Here is an 18690-nt window from a genome sequence, read left to right as displayed (position 1 = left end):
GAAAGGTGGAAATTTAAAATGGAATACCGTATTGAACACGACTCTATGGGTGAAATGAAAGTTCCTGCCGACCGGCTTTGGGCGGCACAGACACAGAGAAGCCACGAAAACTTTAAAATCGGCGTGGACATTGAAACAATGCCCCGCGAAATCACACATGCATTCGGAATACTCAAAAAAGCGGCGGCAATGGCAAATGCCGAGCTTAAACCCGAAAAAATGACGGCTGAAAAGCTGGACGCTATCAAAAAAGCGTGCGACGAGGTTATTTCGGGCGAACTTAACGGACATTTTCCGCTCGTTGTTTGGCAGACAGGTTCGGGCACACAGTCCAATATGAATGCAAACGAGGTTATTGCAAACCGTGCAAATCAGCTTGCCGGCACAAAACTCTGCCACCCCAACGACGACATAAATATGAGCCAGTCGTCTAACGACACATTCCCCACCGCTATGCACATTTCGGCGGTTATCGCGATTGAGGATAAACTCCTCCCCGCGGTTGAAAAACTTATCGAAACATTCAAAAAACTCGAGGCTGAAAACGAAGGCATCGTAAAATCGGGACGTACGCATCTTCAGGACGCTACGCCTATCAAATTCAGTCAGGAAATTTCGGGCTGGAGATCGAGCCTTGAAAGAGATGCCGAACTTCTTAAAATGGCGGTTAAACCGCTCTGCGAACTTGCTCTCGGCGGAACGGCTGTAGGTACGGGACTTAACGCTCCGAAAGGATTTTCGGAATTGGTTGCAAAAAAAGTTGCCGAACTTACAGGCAAAGATTTCATCACCGCTGAAAACAAATTCCACGCTTTGACATCGAAAGACGAAATCGTTTTCGCTCACGGCGCTATCAAAGCAACAGCGTGCGATATGCTTAAAATCGCAAACGACATTCGCTGGCTTGCGTCCGGTCCGCGTGACGGTTTGGGTGAAATTCACATTCCCGAAAACGAGCCGGGTTCGTCCATAATGCCGGGTAAGGTTAACCCCACACAGTGCGAGGCGGTTACAATGGTTGCGGTTCAGGTTATGGGCAACGACGTTGCGGTTTCGGTTGCGGCATCGCAGGGTAACTTTGAGCTTAACGTATTTATGCCCGTTGCGGCTTACAATTTTCTCCAGTCCGCAAGACTTCTTGCAGAGGCGATAGTTTCGTTCAACGACAACTGCGCAGTGGGAATTACCGCAAACAAGGACAAAATGTATCACAATCTCCACAACTCGCTTATGCTTGTTACGGCGCTCAATCCGTATATCGGATACGAAAATGCCGCAAAAACGGCTAAAAAAGCCTTCAAAGACAATATTTCGCTTAAAGAAGCCTGCGTTGAATTAGGTTTCCTCACAGCGGAAAAATTTGACGAGGTATTCCACCCCGAACAGATGGTTTAATACAAAGTATTCCCAAATATTGGAGGTAGACAAATGAAGGTAAGTTATTTTCCCGGATGCACCCTCCGAACAAAGGCGAAAAAACTTGATTTCTATGCGCGAAAATGCGCCGAAATTCTCGGTGTTGAAATGTGCGAAATCAAGGACTGGCAGTGCTGCGGCGGTGTGTTTGTAAGCGCAAAAGACGAAATTGCGTCAAAGCTTTCGTCGGTCCGCGCGCTTAAAGCCGCAAAAAAAGACGGTCAGCCTTTGGTTACGGTGTGCTCCGCTTGTCATAATGTTATAAAACAAACAAACCACGAAATGCAAACCGACAAGGATTTTGCCGCAAAAGCAAACCTCTATATGTCACAGGATAAAGACTTTGACGGCGAGGACTACAACGGCGAAACCGAGGTTCTGCACTATCTTGAATTGCTTAAAAACACCGTCGGCTTTGACAAAATCAAAGCCGCGGTGAAAAACCCGTTAACCGGCAGAAAGGTTGCGGCATACTACGGCTGTATGCTTCTGCGTCCCGGCAAGGTTATGGCGTTTGACGACGTTGAAAATCCCTCAATTATTGAGGATTTCATCCGCGCTCTCGGCGCAGAACCCGTTATTTATTCTATGAGAAACGAGTGCTGCGGAGGATATGTTGCACTTGAGGACGCACAAAGCGCGAAGAAAAAATCAAACGCGGTGTCCGACAACGCAAAGGCAAACGGCGCGGAGGTTATAGTTACCGCCTGTCCGCTTTGCAAATACAACCTTATCAAAAACGAAAGCAGTGTTCCCGTTGTATACTTTACCGAACTTTTGGCTGAAGCTCTCGGCGTGAAGGAGGATAATGATGCAGAATAAAAACTTAAAAGAACAAGTTATCCGTATGTCGGGCGTCAACCCCAGAAAGTGTATGCGATGCGGAAAATGCTCGGCAACCTGCCCGTCCTACGGCGAGATGGAATATCATCCCCATCAGTTTGTATATATGGTTGAAAACGGCGATATTGACACTCTTATGAAATCCGATTCGGTATACAAATGCCTTTCGTGTTTCGCGTGCGTAGACCGCTGTCCGAGAGGCGTTGAGCCTGCAAAGCTTGTTGAGGCGCTCCGTCTTTTAAACGTTCGTCAAAAAGGCGCAAACCATCTCACGGCGAACGATATTCCGAAGCTTTTGGACGACGATATGCCCCAGCAGGCAATTATGAGCGCGTTCAGGAAATATTCAAAATAGAAAGGAGAGAAAAACAATGCAAAGAATTGGAGTTTTTGTCTGTCACTGCGGAACGAACATCGCAGGTACGGTAGACGTAAAATCTGTTGCCGAAGCGCTTAAAACAGAACCCGGTGTTGTTTTCTCCACCGATTATCAGTATATGTGCTCGCAGGCAGGTCAGGAAATGATTATAAATGCCGTTAAAGACAACAATCTTACAGGTATTGTTGTTTGCTCCTGCTCACCGCGTATGCACGAGGCGACGTTCAGAAAAACCGCCGCAAAAGCAGGTATTAACCCTTATATGGTTGAAATTGCAAATATCCGCGAACAGTGCTCGTGGGTTCATAAAGACGTTCCCACAGGCACACAGAAAGCGATTATTCTCGCAAAAGCCGCAGTTGCAAAAGTTAACCTCAACGCACCGCTCACACCCGGCGAAAGCCCCGTTACAAAGCGCGCGCTGGTTATCGGCGGAGGTATTGCCGGTATTCAGACCGCTCTTGACATTGCAGACGCGGGATTTGAGGTTGACATTGTTGAATCGAAACCGACAATCGGCGGAAAAATGGCACAGCTTGACAAAACGTTCCCCACGCTCGACTGCGCGGCTTGTATTTTGACGCCTAAAATGGTGGACGTTGCACAGAACGAAAAAATCAGAATTTTCTCATATTCCGAAGTTACCGACGTAAAAGGCTTTGTCGGAAACTTTGAAGTTACCGTAAAACGCAAAGCGCGTTACGTTAAAGAGGACGTCTGCACAGGATGCGGAGCGTGCACAGAGAAATGTCCGCAGAAGAAAGTTCCCAACGAGTTTAACCTCGGTATGGATACAAGACGTGCTATCTACATTCCGTTTGCACAGGCAGTGCCCAAGGTTGCCACAATCGACCCCAACTACTGCACAATGCTTAAAACGGGAAAATGCGGTGTCTGCTCAAAGGTTTGCACCGCCAAAGCAATAGATTACGAAGCAAAAGACGAATTTATCACCGAACGTTACGGCGCGATTGTTGCCGCAACGGGATTTAATCCCATTTCAATGGACAAATTCGACGAGTTTGCTTATTCGCAGTCCAAGGACGTTATCACCTCTCTTGAGCTTGAGCGTCTTATGAACGCGGCAGGTCCTACGGGCGGTACGCTTTTAAGACCGTCGGACAACGAGCACCCTCACACCATTGTTTTTGTTCAGTGCGTAGGCTCAAGATGCGATTCGTGCGCGGCAAAGGGCAAGGAATACTGCTCGAAAATCTGCTGTATGTATACAGCAAAGCACGCAATGCTTATACGCGACAAATATCCCGACACCGACGTTTATGTTTTCTACATCGACGTTCGTACGCCCGGTAAGAATTTCGACGAATTTTACCGCCGTGCGGTTGAAGAATACGGTGTTCACTATATAAAAGGTATGGTCGGAAAGGTTACGCCCGAAAACGGAAAATTAAAGGTTCAGGCGAGCGACCTTCTGGACGGAAAACAGCTTCATATCGACGCGGATCTGGTTGTTCTCGCGGCGGCGATAGAGCCTGACAAATCGGCGCGTCCGCTTGCAACAATGCTCACCGCAAGTATGGATACAAACGACTTCTTCACCGAGGCGCACCCCAAACTGCGGCCCGTTGAAAGCCCCACCGCCGGCGTGTTCCTCTCGGGAGCGTGCCAGGGCCCGAAAGATATTCCCGAAACGGTATCGCAGGCAGGCGCGGCGGCATCAAAGGTTATCGGACTTTTGTGCAAAGACAAGCTTGTGGGCAACCCGTGCGTGGCACATTCGGACGAAATGATGTGCAACGGCTGTTCGACCTGTGCAAACGTTTGCCCCTACGGTGCAATAACCTATGTTGACAAAGAATTCCGTATGCCGGACAGAACCACGAAAGTGCGCAGAGTTGCGTCGGTAAACGAGGCGGTTTGCCAGGGCTGCGGTGCGTGCACGGTTGCTTGTATGTCGGGCGCTATGGACCTTAAAGGCTTTACAAGCAAACAAATTATGGCGGAGGTAGATGCAATATGCAAGTAAACGAATATAAACCGCTTATCGTTGCGTTCTGCTGTAATTGGTGTTCATATGCAGGCGCAGACCTTGCGGGCAACAACAGACTTAATTATCCCGCGGACGTAAAAATTATCCGCGTTCCCTGCTCGTGCAGAGTAAACCCGATGTTTATTCTCCGTGCGTTTCAAAGAGGCGCCGACGGTGTAATCATCTGCGGATGCCACCCCGGCGACTGCCATTACACCTCGGGAAACTACTACACACGCCGACGTATGGCGCTTTTGTTCTCAATGCTCGACTATCTCGGCATAGAAAAAGAGCGTACTCGCGTTGAATGGGTAAGCGCCGCGGAGGGTGCAAAATTTGCGCAGACTATGAACGATTTTGCGTCAAAAGTTGCGTCACTCGGCGAAAATAAGAGATTGGAGGATTTACGATGCAAAAAATAAACCGTGAAATTCTCATTTCAAAAGCAAAAGAACTTATGGAAAACGGCACGGTAAACCGTGTTCTTGCCTGGGGAAAGGGCGAATTTGACTACGACGTTACGCCGTCGGTTTTCAAAGACGTATCCTCCCTCGATGACGGCTTTGTATGGGGCAGCTTCTGCGGTGCAAACTTTTCAAAATATCTTGTAAAAGAAACCGCAAAAGACGAAAACAAGGTTTTGGTTTTCTTAAAACCCTGCGACTCGTACAGCTTTAATCAGCTTCTCACCGAGCACCGTTTTGACCGCGAGAAGGTTTACGCGGCGGGTATCCCCTGTGACGGTATGCTCGATATTAACAAAATAAAAGAAAAATGCGACGGTATTGTGTCGGTTGCCGAAAACAACGGCAAAATCACCGTTGACACCTTATACGACGGCAAAATCGAACTTGACAGAAACGACTATCTCTCGGAAAGATGCATAAACTGCAAATCGAAAAAATGCGTTGCGTACGACGAACTTATCGGCGAAAACGGCGAGGTTCTCGAAAATACGCGTTTCGACGAGGTGGAAAAGCTTGAAAAAATGACTCCCGACGAAAGATTTGCTTTCTGGCAAAACGAACTTTCGCGATGCATACGATGCAACGCGTGCCGTGACGTTTGTCCTGCCTGCACCTGTGAAAAGTGCGTGTTCGATAACCCCAATTCGGGCGTTGAAAACAAAGCGGCGTCAAACGAATTTGAAGAAAAAATGTTCCACATTATCCGCGCGTTCCACGTTGCCGGAAGATGTACCGACTGCGGTGAGTGCTCGAGAGTTTGTCCCCAGCACATTCCGCTCCACCTTTTAAACAGAAAGTTTATAAAAGATATAAACGCTTTCTACGGCGACTATCAGGCAGGCGAAGAAGTCGGCTCGAGAGCGCCGGTTGTAAACTACACCACCGAAGATATTGAGCCGGGCGAGGCAGTGGAAAGAGGTGAAGGCGATGCGTAAAATTTCAGCTGATAATATAACCGCGCTTTTTGAAAAAATCGCGTCGGGCAAAACCCTTTATATTCCGCAGGATACAAAGGGCGGTGCAAAATTTAAAAAGTTTGAAAACGGCAGTGTTCTTTCAAACGAGCTTAACACGGTGCGCAGTGCAAAAGATTTCTTCTTTCCGCAGACCGAAAACCTTATGGATTTTAAAGTTGAGGGCAAAAACATTGAAGTTATCGACACGCGCGAAGAATGTGAAGATTTCGTTATTTTCGGCATAAAAGCGTGCGATGTGAAAAGCTTTGACGTTCTCGACCGCGTATTTTTGGCAGAGCCTGTAGACACCTATTACAAAAACAGGCGCGAACACGGCATTATAATGTCGCTCGCGTGCAATAAACCCGTTGAAACGTGTTTCTGCCATACTTTCGGCATTGACGCGTCCGAACCCGACGGCGACGTGGTTTGTTATAAAGCGGACGGATTTTTCTATCTGGACGCAAAAACCGAAAAGGGCGAAAATCTCTTAAAAGAAATTGACAGCGTTACCGAAAATGCGGACGAAACCGCGGTTGACGAACAGAAAAAGGTTATAAAAGAGTTTCTTTCGCGCCTTCCGCTTGCAAATCTTACGGCGGACAAATTCGGAAGCGGAAAAACAAAAGAGTTTTTCGACGCGCCCGAATGGAGCGAGCTTTCCGAGTCGTGCCTGGGCTGCGGAACGTGCACATTTGTGTGTCCCACCTGCCAGTGCTACGATATAAAAGATTTCAACACAGGTCACGGCGTTAAGCGTTTCCGCTGCTGGGATTCGTGTATGTATTCCGAATTTACCAAAATGTCGGCAGGTCAGCCCCGTCTTACCCAGCTTGAACGTTTCCGTCAGAGATTTATGCACAAGCTTGTGTATTATCCCACAAACAACGACGGACTTTTCTCGTGCGTCGGCTGCGGAAGATGTCTGGCAAAATGCCCCATTCAGATGAACATTGTAAAAGTTATGAAAAAGTTAGGAGGCAAGGCAAATGCTTAACGAAAAAGAAGCGCTTATCCCCGTTGTCGGCGTTGTTACCGACATTCGCATAGATACGCCCGACGTTAAAACTTTCCGCGTGGTAACCCCCGACGGAAAAAAAGCTTTCGAGCATAAACCCGGTCAGTGCGCTATGCTTTCAATCCCGGGAGTCGGCGAAGCGATGTTTTCGATAACCTCCTCGCCCACTAACACAGAATTTATGGAATTTTCCATAAAAAAATGCGGCTGCGTCACCGAATGGCTCCATTCTATGGAGGTAGGTCAGCAGATTACAATCAGAGGACCTTACGGCAACGCATTTCCCGTTGACACCGAATTTAAAGGTCACGATATGCTCTTTATCGCCGGCGGTATCGGTCTTGCACCGCTCCGCTCGGTTATAAACTACTGCCGTCACTACCGCGACAGATACGGTAAAATTGATATTGTGTACGGTTCGAGAAGTATGCAGGATTTGGTGGACTACAAAGAAATTATCGACGAATGGTCGAAGGACGAAGGTGTGAACGTTCACCTTACAATCGACCGCGAACAGCCCGAATGGAACGGACACGTCGGATTTGTTCCGAACTATGTTAAAGAGCTCGGATTTTCCACCGACAAAACCGCGATTTTGTGCGGACCTCCGATTATGATTAAATTCACTCTTGCAGGCCTGCAGGAACTTGGATTTGACAAAACGCAGGTTTACACCACAATGGAACTTCGTATGAAATGCGGAATAGGAAAATGCGGACGGTGCAATATCGGTTCAAAATACGTCTGCAAGGACGGCCCCGTTTTCAGATGCGACGAAATCGACGAGCTGCCCGATGAATACTAATACGACGGATTTTGATATATAAGGAGGAACTGATTATGGAAAATATGGTTAATGTTTACCTTTTCGGCAAGCAGTATTCTGTGCCCGATAACCTTACAATAATGCGCGCAATGGAATATGCAGGCTATCAGCTTGTGCGCGGCTGCGGCTGCAGAAACGGATTTTGCGGTGCATGCGCTACCATTTACCGCATAAAGGGCGACAAGGAACTTAAAACTTGTCTTGCTTGTCAGACCAAGGTTGAAGATAATATGTATGTTGCAACTCTGCCGTTCTTCCCTCTCGTAAAAGAGGTTTACGACATTGAAAAGGTTAAGCCGACAGAGCAGATTATGATGCAGCTTTATCCCGAAATTTACGCTTGCGTAGGCTGTAATGCCTGCACAAAAAGCTGTACGCAGAGCCTTAACGTTATGCAGTATATCGCATACGCACAGCGCGGAGAGTTTGACAAATGCGCCGAGGAATCGTTTGACTGCGTTATGTGCGGTGTATGTTCGTCAAGATGTCCCGCGGGAATTTCGCATCCGCAGGTTGCAATGCTTGCAAGACGTCTTAACGGAAAATATCTCGCGCCCAAGACAAAACATCTTGAGGACCGCATAAAAGAGATTAAAGACGGCACATTTACCGAGCTTATAGAAAATCTTATGGGCAAACCCATTGACGAAATCAAAGAACTTTACAATAACAGAGAAATCGAAAAGTAAGGAGGTTTTAAGCAATGTATTCTGAAAATTTTCAAAAATCACTTAAAGCGGTTGAAGAAGCAAGAAAAGAAAATATCGCTTACGAGCCGAAACGTATGACGGCGGAGGAAAAAGAAAAACTGCTTGCCTCCTATCATCCCGACTACAAAAAAAGCGAATTTAAAAAGCTTTCGTTCGGCCCGAACAAAGGCGAAGAAGTGCCGATTGAGCTTTGCGATATGCTCGAGGCTCATTCGAGAATTTCCGCAAAGGACGTTGACCTTTCAAACATCAAATACGACGTTGACGTGCTTATCATAGGCGGCGGCGGTGCCGGAACAAGCGCGGCTATCGAGGCGGACAACGCCGGCGCGAAAACTATGATTGTCACAAAACTCCGTATGGGCGACGCAAACACAATGATGGCAGAGGGCGGTATTCAGGCGGCAGACAAACCCAACGATTCGCCGGCAATCCACTTTGTGGACGCATTCGGCGGCGGTCACTACGCGGCAAAAAGAGAACTTCTGGCAAAACTTGTGTGCGACGCTCCCGAGGCTATCGGCTGGCTTAACGAACTCGGCGTTGAGTTTGACAAAGAGCCGGACGGCACAATGATTACCACCCACGGAGGCGGTACATCGAGAAAACGTATGCACGCGGCGAAAGACTATTCGGGCGCTGAAATTATGAGAACCTTGCGCGACGAAGTGTTAAACCGCGGTATCGAGGTTGTGGACTTCACATCCGCGATTGAACTTATTCTCGACGAAAACGGCAAGGCTGCAGGCGCTGTGCTTATGAATATGGAAACAAAAGAGCTTATGGTTGCGAGAGCAAAAACTGTTATCATCGCAACGGGCGGTGCCGGACGTATGCACTACCAGGGCTTCCCGACCTCCAACCACTACGGCGCAACTGCGGACGGTCTTGTTTTGGGCTACCGCGCAGGCGCAAAGCTTTTGTATGCCGACACACTTCAGTATCATCCCACAGGCGCGGCATTCCCCCAGCAGATTTTCGGTGCGCTTGTTACCGAAAAGGTGCGTTCGCTCGGCGCAAAACTCGTAAACAGGGACGGCAAAGTGTTTATGCATCCGCTCGAAACGCGTGACGTTGCGGCGGCGTCCATCATAAGAGAGTGCAGTGACCGCAAAGAGGGCGTTGACACGGGAAGCGGAGACGCGGTTTGGCTCGACACGCCTATGATTGAGGCAATCGGCGGTGAAGGCACAATCGAAAAACGTATTCCTGCAATGATGCGTATGTTCGCAAGCTACGGCATAGACATTCGCAAAGAGCCGATTTTGGTTTACCCCACACTTCACTATCAGAACGGCGGTCTTGATATAAACGTTGACGGTATGACAACAAACGTTGAAAACCTCTATGTTGCAGGCGAGGCAGTCGGAGGAATACACGGCAGAAACCGTCTTATGGGCAACTCACTGCTCGATATTATCGTATTCGGCAGAAGCGCCGGCAAAAATGCGGCGGCTCATTCAAAAGACGTTAAAGTCGGCGCGCTCACACTTGAGCACATTGCAAAATTTGACGCGGAAAGAGAAAAAGCAGGTGTTAAAACAGACGCTGTTTCGCCTATGCTTTTGCCCGATTACCGCAGAAAATAAAAAAACATAAAACGCATCTTTGTCCGAAACATCTGAAATACACGGGTGTTTCGGACAAAATGTTACTTTGGAAAATACATAAAAAGAACAATTAAACTGAAAGAGGACTTAAAAATGCACTTATTTAACGGAGTTATTTCCATTTCGAGCGTATCGTACCTTATCTTTTCGATAATGGCGATTGTAGCGCTCGGATACTTACTCGGACGCGTAACCGTGAAAGGCATTTCGCTCGGTACTGCCGGCGTTTTTGTCATTTCGCTTTTGTACGGCGCGTTTTTCTATGAACAGCTTGCAAACGCTTTAAAAACGGCAGAAATTGCACAGCAGGGACTTAAAATTGTTGAAAATCTCGGACTTGTTTTCTTTGTAACCTCGGTAGGATTTATCGCCGGTCCGAAATTTTTCAAAAACCTTAAGCAAAACTTTAAATCGTATATTCTTCTCGGTGTTGCAATCATTCTGTCGGGCGGAATAACCTGTGTGGTTTGCTATCTTATCGGCAGAAACTTTGAAGCCGACCACACACAGTTCCTCGCGCTTATCGACGGACTTTTGTCGGGCTCGCTCACCACAACGCCGGGATTTTCAGCGGCAAAAGAAACGGTTAAAAACGTTTACGGCGCAAACGCAAATCTTGCGGCGGAGCTTGAATCGGCGGTTACCGTCGGCTATGGTATCGCATACCTTTTCGGTGTAATCGGCGTTGTTTTGTTCGTTCAGATTATGCCCAAAATCGTGGGCGCAAATATGGATGAGGAGCGCAAAAAACTTTTGAGCGTAAACACAGGTTCGGCAGCAAAAGCGCTCGGAAACCTTATCGACATTGACGATATGGGACTCGGCGCGTTCGGACTTGCGGCGCTTATCGGAATTATAATCGGAAACATCAAAATTCCGCTCTCGGCAAAAGGACTTTCGGGAACGTGCTTCTCGCTCACCACAACGGGCGGTTGTCTTATCACCGCGCTTGTGTTCGGACATTTCTCGCGTATCGGCAAGGTTAACGTTATGCCTCCGAAAAAGACTCTTGAGTGCCTTCGTGAGCTCGGACTTATGATATTCTTAATCGGCGCGGGCGTTGCCGGCGGTGCAAACTTTGCGAAGTATTTCAAACCGATATACTTCCTCTACGGCGCACTTATGACCATTGTTCCGATGATTGTCGGATTTATAATCGCAACAAAGATTTTGAAGCTGAGTCTGTTAAACTCGCTCGGCTCAATCACAGGCGGTATGACAAGCACCCCTGCGCTCGGCACGCTTATCCACGTTGCAAAAACGGAGGACGTTGCCTCGGCATACGCGGCGACATATCCTATCGCACTTTTGGCGGTTGTGCTGGTGTCGCAGTTTATGATTGTTATATTCGGTTAGGTTTACAAAAAGTATGTAAAGGACGGGACGGAATTTTAATCCCGTCCTTTTTTAATGCCTACATTCTGCATCTTTGTCCGTCATTGCTTGACGTTCCGAGTGCGTTTATGATTATGCCCGATATAAGCAGAGAGGCAAAAAATGCCACAAATGCCGATATAATCGCGGCAGTCAAAACGGCGGCGTCAAGCGTTGCGAGTGCGATTATTGAGGTTATAACAGTTCCGATTGCTCCGACTGCAAGAAGAATACGTCCGCATACGCTTGTGTGCTGACGGCACGAGGTACAGCGCGACATAAATATACCGGCAATGAGCAGTGCAAGCGCTGCAGTGCCGACAACAAAAACCGCCCAGACGGGTTCTGCACCGACGATATATCCGAAGTAGCGGAGCACGCCGACAACCGCCGCAACGACAAGCGAAATTACAATCTGCAATGCGCAGCAGCATCCGTTTTTACACATAAAATTAACCCCCTTTTTCGTTTGAATTGCAAGTTTTCCTTGCATTGTATAATATGTATAAAAAACGGAGTTGGTGCAAAATTTGTCGAAAATTAAAACGGTACACAAAAATGTGTACCGTTTTTCAAATTCCACTCGTTTTTTTTTATATATTTTTATGGTAACGAAACAGTTTCTGCCGCACAGAGAGGTGCAAGACTCGACTTGTTCCAGAAGAATATTTTTGCGGTTTTCGCATCAGCGTGACCGAATGTTTCGTCGTTGAGAGGAACCGTCTGACTTCCGCCTGCCGGAACGCTCAATGCTGTACTTGCCTCTTTTGCCGCAAGAAGATTTTTGTCGTTGTCGTAGAGCGCAATGAAAACATTTCCCTCAACCGCATTACTTCCGTCATTTACGATTTTTACGGTTTTCTTTACTGCGTCAATGTCGGTCATATATACGTCGTACGGCTCGTAGATGAGAATGTCATCAAACATATAACCGTTTCCTTTTGCGTTACCAATGTTAATTGCATTTAACTTTTCAGCAGGATCCGATACATTCTTCCACCAGTTACAATCAGCCATAAGCTCTCTTACATCTGCAGATATTTTAGCCTCTGTACCGTTAACGAACATCTTATCTATTTTTGCAACTGCGCTATCTCCGCTGCCACTCTTAATCAAAACTAAAGTAAAGTCAATCCACGTCTTGCTTGCCGTTCCGTCGATATTATATAACCATGGCGTATTATATCCGCTCGATGTAGTGGGGTCAGTAATAAACTTGTATATCTCTACACGATTTTTACTTGTCCACAGGAACCGCAAGGCTCTTGCGCTGTTTGAACTTCCAAATCTCAACATAAAATCATCGCCCGCTGCTCGTGTGCTCACATTAAATTTAAAAGAAATAACCAATCTGTCGGCAGATGTCGGTATTACCTTATCACAAACCCTAATTGTCTTATACTGCGTATCATTATAGGCATAAATATTGTCATTTTCTTTTTTAGCAGTAAAACCGGCTCCGGCTTTGTCGGCCTCTCTAATTTGATTTGCACGATAACCGGGTTCGCCCTTAGCAACAGGAGCAACCCCCCCGTCAACCGTTCTATTCTCAAAATCATCATCAACAAATATCGTTTTAACCGGAGGCATATAGCTTTCGGGTTTTACATTTGTTTGCGCACCTGCCGCAAAGACGCTCGCCGTACCAAACACAGTTGCAGATAAAAGTGTTACAACAAGGAGTAAACCTAATATTTTTTTACTTTTCAATTTTATCCACCCTTTCAAATTTTCATTTTCTAACTTAAGAATATCACACCGCGTCCGCGGTTACAATTCCACTTTTTTAACATTTGGTGTACTTTTTCAATTCATTTTAATACTGCTTATTTTTATGCTTTCGCCAAGGCGCGTTTCGCCGAATGTAAAGCGAATTTTGCTTGTTTCACAACTTAATGTCAACGTATTTTCACCTGCGTTTAATCCGTTTATTTCGGTAATTTTTCGCAGAGCACCGTCCGATTTTGCATACACAAAAATTTTCGCGTTCGTTTTTTCTTTCGCATTTATAACGATACTTGAAATATTTTCGTATTCGCCGAAATCAACTTCAAAATACTCGCCCTTACGCACCTCGGACGCAAAATACGTATCGGCACTGCCGTCAAACGCATAGCGTAAATCACGGTAGCCGCAGCCGTCCTCGGCAAAGGCAAGCGACGAATAATAAAGCCTGTTGTCCGACGTATTTTCCGCGTTCTCCGTATGGCAGATGTCATACCAGCCGTTTTTGCACTCGGCGGTTATACCAAGCTTAATATCGGGATTTTCTGCGTCTGCATCCGAAAAAACTCCGAGATAGATATGACCTGCGTTTTGCTTATTTTTAAACGAAATTTTTTGCGTAATATACGAAATTTCGCCCGCTTTCCAGTTTTTCGGATTTGCGTCAAGCGTTATTTTTTCCAAAATATTGCCGTCCGCGTCCGCAAGCGCAAGCTTTACGCCCGAATTTTGCTTGTATCCCGCATAAAGCGGTGCACTTCCGTCATTTTTAACCGCCATCATAAAATATCCGTCCGCAAAATTCTTAGGATATTTAAAGCTTATCGGCTTAAACCAATACCCCGTTTCATTTGCCATACGCTTTGACAAATCGGGAAACATTTTGTAAAAATCCTCGGGATTCCAGTATCCGAGCGAAATATAGCTTACCGCACCCTCACGGATTGTCTTTTCTATAAATGTCGGAAGATAGCCGAAATATTTTGAATATTTGCCCTTGGAATAGGTTTTTCCGTTGTATGTGCCTGCCGGATAAAATGTTTCGGGTTGTGCAAACCACTCCGCAACCGCAAAATTTTTGCCGTCAAACCTTTTAAGCTTCAAATGCTCGTCCCTCTCGCCCGGGTTCATCGTTCCGTCAACGCGAATACCGGCGTTAAGCGTATCGGACGCATAATTAAGCGCCATTGTGTTCGAGGTGAACATTGCAAGCGGAAGTCTGAAATTTTTGAATAAATCTACAAGCCTTTTGAAGTCCTCATCGGTGTATGTGACGGAATTTCTGTAACCGTCAAAGACACTGCTGTAAAAATGCCATTCGCCCCAGTTGCCGTAAACACGCATATCAACATAGGCAATATTTTCGTTGCCGTTAAACCTTTCGGCGAATTTATCCAAAAATCTCTGCATTTTTTCAAGAAAAACCGCGTCGTTGTAATACGGAATTTTCAGATAGTTATTGCCGATTTTAAGGTCGTAGCTTTTTGCGCCGTACTTTGTAAAAAGCCAGCCGGGGGTATCTTGGCGGTAATCTGACGCACTGTTATAGCACACGGTTGAGCCGATGCCGATACCCAGCATCATACCGTTTTCGGCACAGTAGTTTATATTTTCTTCAATTTGGTCAAAATTATAAACTCCGTCCTCCGGTTCGAGCGCCGCCCAGCCGTAACGCGCGTAGACAACGTTTGAAATTTTTGCGCCGTCACCGCTTAAATTGAGTTGGGAAAAATCGAGCTTTGTAGTGTAATAATTAAGCCCTTTATACGGGTTTTTCAGCACTTCGTTTGTATCCTTCGGATGAATTGAAACATAATCGGATTTTTTTCCGATTAAATTTTCAAGCTCGCGCGCAGTGTCGATTTCGCAAAAATACGCATTTTCCGCAAGATATTCGCCGTAGGTTATAACCTTTCGTATCGAGCAGAAATCAATATAAAAATCAGAGATATTGTTAAGCATTTCGACATAAACTTCCGCGCTGTAAAAATTTTCGGGAACGTTTATATTTACACTTTTTTCCGCGCTCATCCACTGATTTTTGTGCTCCGCATCCGTTTTTATATAAAGTGCGTTCCAGGGAACGGGTTTTGCGCTTGTTCTTACCCCGTTTTTGTCATACAGTGCAATTATAATCTGAAAATTTACATCTACCGCGGCGGTCAGCACACTGTAACGCACGCGGTATTCTCCGCTTCCGGATTTCTTAAGATTTTCGGTGATATCCTGCCTTATTGCGTCGCTCGCCCATACACGGTTTGAAACCTTGCAGGAATAGTTTTTGTCAAACGCATAATCGGCGGTTCTTTGAATTTCGCTTGCACTGCGCGGATTCCAGCCCATCACCGAACGGCTGTCGTCTTCAAACGACGGGTCAATGATTATATCGCGCGAAAGATACCCGCCGTTGTAACCTTCCGTTTCATACGCGCCCGACGCGTCAAACGAAACGGCATTGCAAAGCGGTGTAAGAGTTGTTTTTTCAAATACGAAAATTTTTATAAAATATTCGTCCGCAATATCGGACGGAATTTTGCCGTCGGTGCGGATAAGCGATTTTTCGCCGTTTTCAAGGATTAAATCCGCGCTTTCAAAAACGTCCGCAAGTGCGTTTGTACCTTTTTCAAACACTGCAAGATATGCCTTTGCGGTTAAAGGCTCACCGCTTGTGTTTTTAACGTTTGCGGTAAAATAAAACTCCGTATTCTTTTCTATTTTTCCCATAATAGGATTATTTTGTAAATTATAAAGACAAAAATCTGTCACCTCTGCCTTTTTTTCCGTCTGCGCACACGCAAACGGGGCTTGCATTACGGCGAAAATCACCGCAATGCAAAGAGCCGTAAATTTTTTAAACATAGGATTTTCTCCTTTACACCGTCATCAAAGCTCGGGTGTTTCAATACTTGAAACAATGCGCATATTTTCAGCACTGTCAATCAAAAACACCTGAACTCTGTCGGCATTTGATACGTCCCCGCCGTTAAGAGAAAGCGAAAACGAATTTGTACCGGAGGCCGAAAGAGTTACCTTTTCAAGCTTGAAATCCACAATGCTGTCACCGGAAAATGCCGTTGCAACCGCATAAACCTCATCGTCACATTTCGCCTCGGCGTCTATGCTTACGGTGATTTCGTCCGCGCTCTTAACAGCCGACGCGTCAAGCTTTCCGACGTATTCTTTACCGAGATAAAGCCGCGCGTCCTCAAGAATGTCGCCTGCCGACGCTTTGACGTAATCAATGTCAAGGTAGTAGTTTTTTTCATTTAGGTCTATCGCCTTATCAAACGAAATGTGAATTTCTTTTGAATTTGCACCTCTGTCCGCCTTGCAGGCATACGTACCGTCATCGTCGGTAAGGGTGAAATTCGGCAAATCGGTTTTGTCTATGGCGTAGTTGAAAACAACCCTTGCGCCCATATTGTCCGCGTCGGGTTCAACGCTTGTCACGGCAAATTTTTCGGGCGCATAAATGAGTATGTTGTCATAATAGTTGTAAAGCGGTTTGCCCGTTCTGTTCTGCAAAAGCACCTTTGCAGCACCGTCTGCGCTCCACCAGTTTGCCGCCGCCGTGTACAAAGCGGTGTAAGAGTTGTTTTTTCAAATACGAAAATTTTTATAAAATATTCGTCCGCAATATCGGACGGAATTTTGCCGTCGGTGCGGATAAGCGATTTTTCGCCGTTTTCAAGGATTAAATCCGCGCTTTCAAAAACGTCCGCAAGTGCGTTTGTACCTTTTTCAAACACTGCAAGATATGCCTTTGCGGTTAAAGGCTCACCGCTTGTGTTTTTAACGTTTGCGGTAAAATAAAACTCCGTATTCTTTTCTATTTTTCCCATAATAGGATTATTTTGTAAATTATAAAGACAAAAATCTGTCACCTCTGCCTTTTTTTCCGTCTGCGCACACGCAAACGGGGCTTGCATTACGGCGAAAATCACCGCAATGCAAAGAGCCGTAAATTTTTTAAACATAGGATTTTCTCCTTTACACCGTCATCAAAGCTCGGGTGTTTCAATACTTGAAACAATGCGCATATTTTCAGCACTGTCAATCAAAAACACCTGAACTCTGTCGGCATTTGATACGTCCCCGCCGTTAAGAGAAAGCGAAAACGAATTTGTACCGGAGGCCGAAAGAGTTACCTTTTCAAGCTTGAAATCCACAATGCTGTCACCGGAAAATGCCGTTGCAACCGCATAAACCTCATCGTCACATTTCGCCTCGGCGTCTATGCTTACGGTGATTTCGTCCGCGCTCTTAACAGCCGACGCGTCAAGCTTTCCGACGTATTCTTTACCGAGATAAAGCCGCGCGTCCTCAAGAATGTCGCCTGCCGACGCTTTGACGTAATCAATGTCAAGGTAGTAGTTTTTTTCATTTAGGTCTATCGCCTTATCAAACGAAATGTGAATTTCTTTTGAATTTGCACCTCTGTCCGCCTTGCAGGCATACGTACCGTCATCGTCGGTAAGGGTGAAATTCGGCAAATCGGTTTTGTCTATGGCGTAGTTGAAAACAACCCTTGCGCCCATATTGTCCGCGTCGGGTTCAACGCTTGTCACGGCAAATTTTTCGGGCGCATAAATGAGTATGTTGTCATAATAGTTGTAAAGCGGTTTGCCCGTTCTGTTCTGCAAAAGCACCTTTGCAGCACCGTCTGCGCTCCACCAGTTTGCCGCCGCCGTGTATCCGGTTTTAAGCTTTTCGGTAATAATGTTTTCACCGTCAACATAAAGCGCGGTAAGATAAACTCCCGTCGCTCTTTTCTCATAAATCGACGTAAAATTAACGTATCCGTCCTTTTCCGTATTGTTTTGCACAACCGGGATTTCACTTCCCTGCGAATTGGGCGCTTTTCCCGAAGCAACCCACATATTGAGGGTTTCTTTTTCAACTTTGGGATTTTTATTACTGCTGAATGACAATACCGCACCGTCCTCGCCGCTGCCACCGAATCTTATACCGAAATGTGTTGCCGAACGTTTTGTCAGGTCAAACGTTGAACCCGATACCGCGTCGGCGAAACTTGTACCTGTCGCTTTAATATCAAACGAAACAACAAGCTTGTCGGAATTTATAAAATTATCCTTCGAAACAAGCGGAACCGAATTCCAACTGTTGATCATAAGCGCCGTGTTTCCGCTGTCCTCGCTCACAGAGTTTGACGATGTGAGCGCCGCAGCTATCGGGTATGAGCTTGTTCCCTCAAGCGTATCGTCAACAATAATTTCGCCTATCGGCGGCATAAACGACTTAACCTCAACCTCGGTTTCGTATTCGCCGTCCGCAAGGCAAACCGCCGAAAACGAAAACGCAAATATCGTCACCGCAAGGAGTGCGCACAGAAATTTATTGTATTTTTTCATAATT

At 46.2% G+C, this 18690-nt stretch carries 17 protein-coding genes; 11 read left to right on the top strand and 6 right to left on the bottom strand.

Going from position 1 to position 18690, the window contains the following annotated elements; all coding sequences use genetic code 11:
• Positions 1 to 18 precede the first annotated feature (18 nt).
• The 11 genes from fumC to H8706_RS04930 all read left to right on the top strand — a co-directional run bounded on the left by fumC (position 19) and on the right by H8706_RS04930 (position 11571).
• On the top strand, positions 19 to 1395 hold the full coding sequence (fumC, locus tag H8706_RS04980) for a class II fumarate hydratase (protein ID WP_178347722.1): 1377 nt from the start codon (positions 19 to 21) through the stop codon (positions 1393 to 1395).
• Positions 1396 to 1428: 33 nt separating this feature from the next.
• Positions 1429 to 2238, top strand: coding sequence for a CoB--CoM heterodisulfide reductase iron-sulfur subunit B family protein (locus tag H8706_RS04975; RefSeq protein ID WP_178347723.1), 810 nt, complete (start codon positions 1429 to 1431; stop codon positions 2236 to 2238).
• Positions 2228 to 2614: a 4Fe-4S dicluster domain-containing protein gene (locus H8706_RS04970; RefSeq protein ID WP_394354522.1), complete on the top strand. Its 387-nt coding sequence runs from the start codon at positions 2228 to 2230 to the stop codon at positions 2612 to 2614. The genes H8706_RS04975 and H8706_RS04970 overlap by 11 nt, the downstream gene beginning before the upstream one ends.
• A gap of 16 nt (positions 2615 to 2630) precedes the next feature.
• On the top strand, positions 2631 to 4625 hold the full coding sequence (locus H8706_RS04965) for a CoB--CoM heterodisulfide reductase iron-sulfur subunit A family protein (RefSeq protein ID WP_178347725.1): 1995 nt from the start codon (positions 2631 to 2633) through the stop codon (positions 4623 to 4625).
• Positions 4616 to 5050, top strand: coding sequence for a hydrogenase iron-sulfur subunit (locus H8706_RS04960; protein ID WP_178347726.1), 435 nt, complete (start codon positions 4616 to 4618; stop codon positions 5048 to 5050). Before H8706_RS04965 ends, H8706_RS04960 begins: the two co-directional genes overlap by 10 nt.
• Positions 5038 to 6030 (top strand): 4Fe-4S dicluster domain-containing protein, encoded by a 993-nt coding sequence (locus H8706_RS04955; protein ID WP_262431738.1) that lies wholly within the window; start codon positions 5038 to 5040, stop codon positions 6028 to 6030. Before H8706_RS04960 ends, H8706_RS04955 begins: the two co-directional genes overlap by 13 nt.
• Positions 6023 to 7048 carry a 4Fe-4S dicluster domain-containing protein gene (locus H8706_RS04950; protein ID WP_262431737.1) on the top strand — a complete coding sequence of 342 codons (1026 nt, stop codon included), beginning with the start codon at positions 6023 to 6025 and terminating at the stop codon, positions 7046 to 7048. Before H8706_RS04955 ends, H8706_RS04950 begins: the two co-directional genes overlap by 8 nt.
• Entirely contained in the window at positions 7041 to 7874 is an 834-nt protein-coding gene (locus H8706_RS04945; RefSeq protein WP_262431736.1) for an FAD/NAD(P)-binding protein, read from the top strand. The genes H8706_RS04950 and H8706_RS04945 overlap by 8 nt, the downstream gene beginning before the upstream one ends.
• A gap of 35 nt (positions 7875 to 7909) precedes the next feature.
• On the top strand, positions 7910 to 8584 hold the full coding sequence (locus H8706_RS04940; protein ID WP_178347730.1) for a 4Fe-4S dicluster domain-containing protein: 675 nt from the start codon (positions 7910 to 7912) through the stop codon (positions 8582 to 8584).
• Positions 8585 to 8598: 14 nt separating this feature from the next.
• On the top strand, positions 8599 to 10194 hold the full coding sequence (locus H8706_RS04935) for an FAD-dependent oxidoreductase (RefSeq protein WP_178347731.1): 1596 nt from the start codon (positions 8599 to 8601) through the stop codon (positions 10192 to 10194).
• Between the two features lie 114 nt (positions 10195 to 10308).
• The gene (locus H8706_RS04930) at positions 10309 to 11571 is read left to right on the top strand and encodes an aspartate-alanine antiporter-like transporter (protein WP_262431735.1); all 1263 of its coding nucleotides are present in this window, start codon (positions 10309 to 10311) and stop codon (positions 11569 to 11571) included.
• A 58-nt stretch (positions 11572 to 11629) separates the two neighbouring features.
• Here H8706_RS04930 and H8706_RS04925 read toward each other — a convergent pair whose 3' ends face one another.
• From H8706_RS04925 to H8706_RS04900, 6 genes are all read right to left on the bottom strand, one after another.
• Positions 11630 to 12037, bottom strand: coding sequence for a hypothetical protein (locus tag H8706_RS04925; protein WP_178347733.1), 408 nt, complete (start codon positions 12035 to 12037; stop codon positions 11630 to 11632).
• Positions 12038 to 12192: 155 nt separating this feature from the next.
• Positions 12193 to 13299 (bottom strand): hypothetical protein, encoded by a 1107-nt coding sequence (locus H8706_RS04920; protein WP_262431734.1) that lies wholly within the window; start codon positions 13297 to 13299, stop codon positions 12193 to 12195.
• A gap of 96 nt (positions 13300 to 13395) precedes the next feature.
• Positions 13396 to 16173, bottom strand: a complete 2778-nt coding sequence (locus H8706_RS04915) for a carbohydrate binding domain-containing protein (protein ID WP_262431733.1) — start codon at positions 16171 to 16173, stop codon at positions 13396 to 13398.
• A 24-nt stretch (positions 16174 to 16197) separates the two neighbouring features.
• Positions 16198 to 16845 (bottom strand): hypothetical protein, encoded by a 648-nt coding sequence (locus tag H8706_RS04910; protein ID WP_262431732.1) that lies wholly within the window; start codon positions 16843 to 16845, stop codon positions 16198 to 16200.
• Positions 16761 to 17291 (bottom strand): hypothetical protein, encoded by a 531-nt coding sequence (locus H8706_RS04905; RefSeq protein ID WP_262431731.1) that lies wholly within the window; start codon positions 17289 to 17291, stop codon positions 16761 to 16763. The genes H8706_RS04910 and H8706_RS04905 overlap by 85 nt, the downstream gene beginning before the upstream one ends.
• A 24-nt stretch (positions 17292 to 17315) precedes the next feature.
• Positions 17316 to 18686, bottom strand: a complete 1371-nt coding sequence (locus tag H8706_RS04900) for a hypothetical protein (RefSeq protein ID WP_262431730.1) — start codon at positions 18684 to 18686, stop codon at positions 17316 to 17318.
• Positions 18687 to 18690 lie beyond the last annotated feature (4 nt).

Source organism: Qingrenia yutianensis (assembly GCF_014385105.1).
Classification (GTDB): Bacteria; Bacillota; Clostridia; order UMGS1810; family UMGS1810; genus Qingrenia; species Qingrenia yutianensis.
Note: the sequence above shows the minus strand (reverse complement) of the source record. Positions and strands in the feature narration are given on the sequence as shown.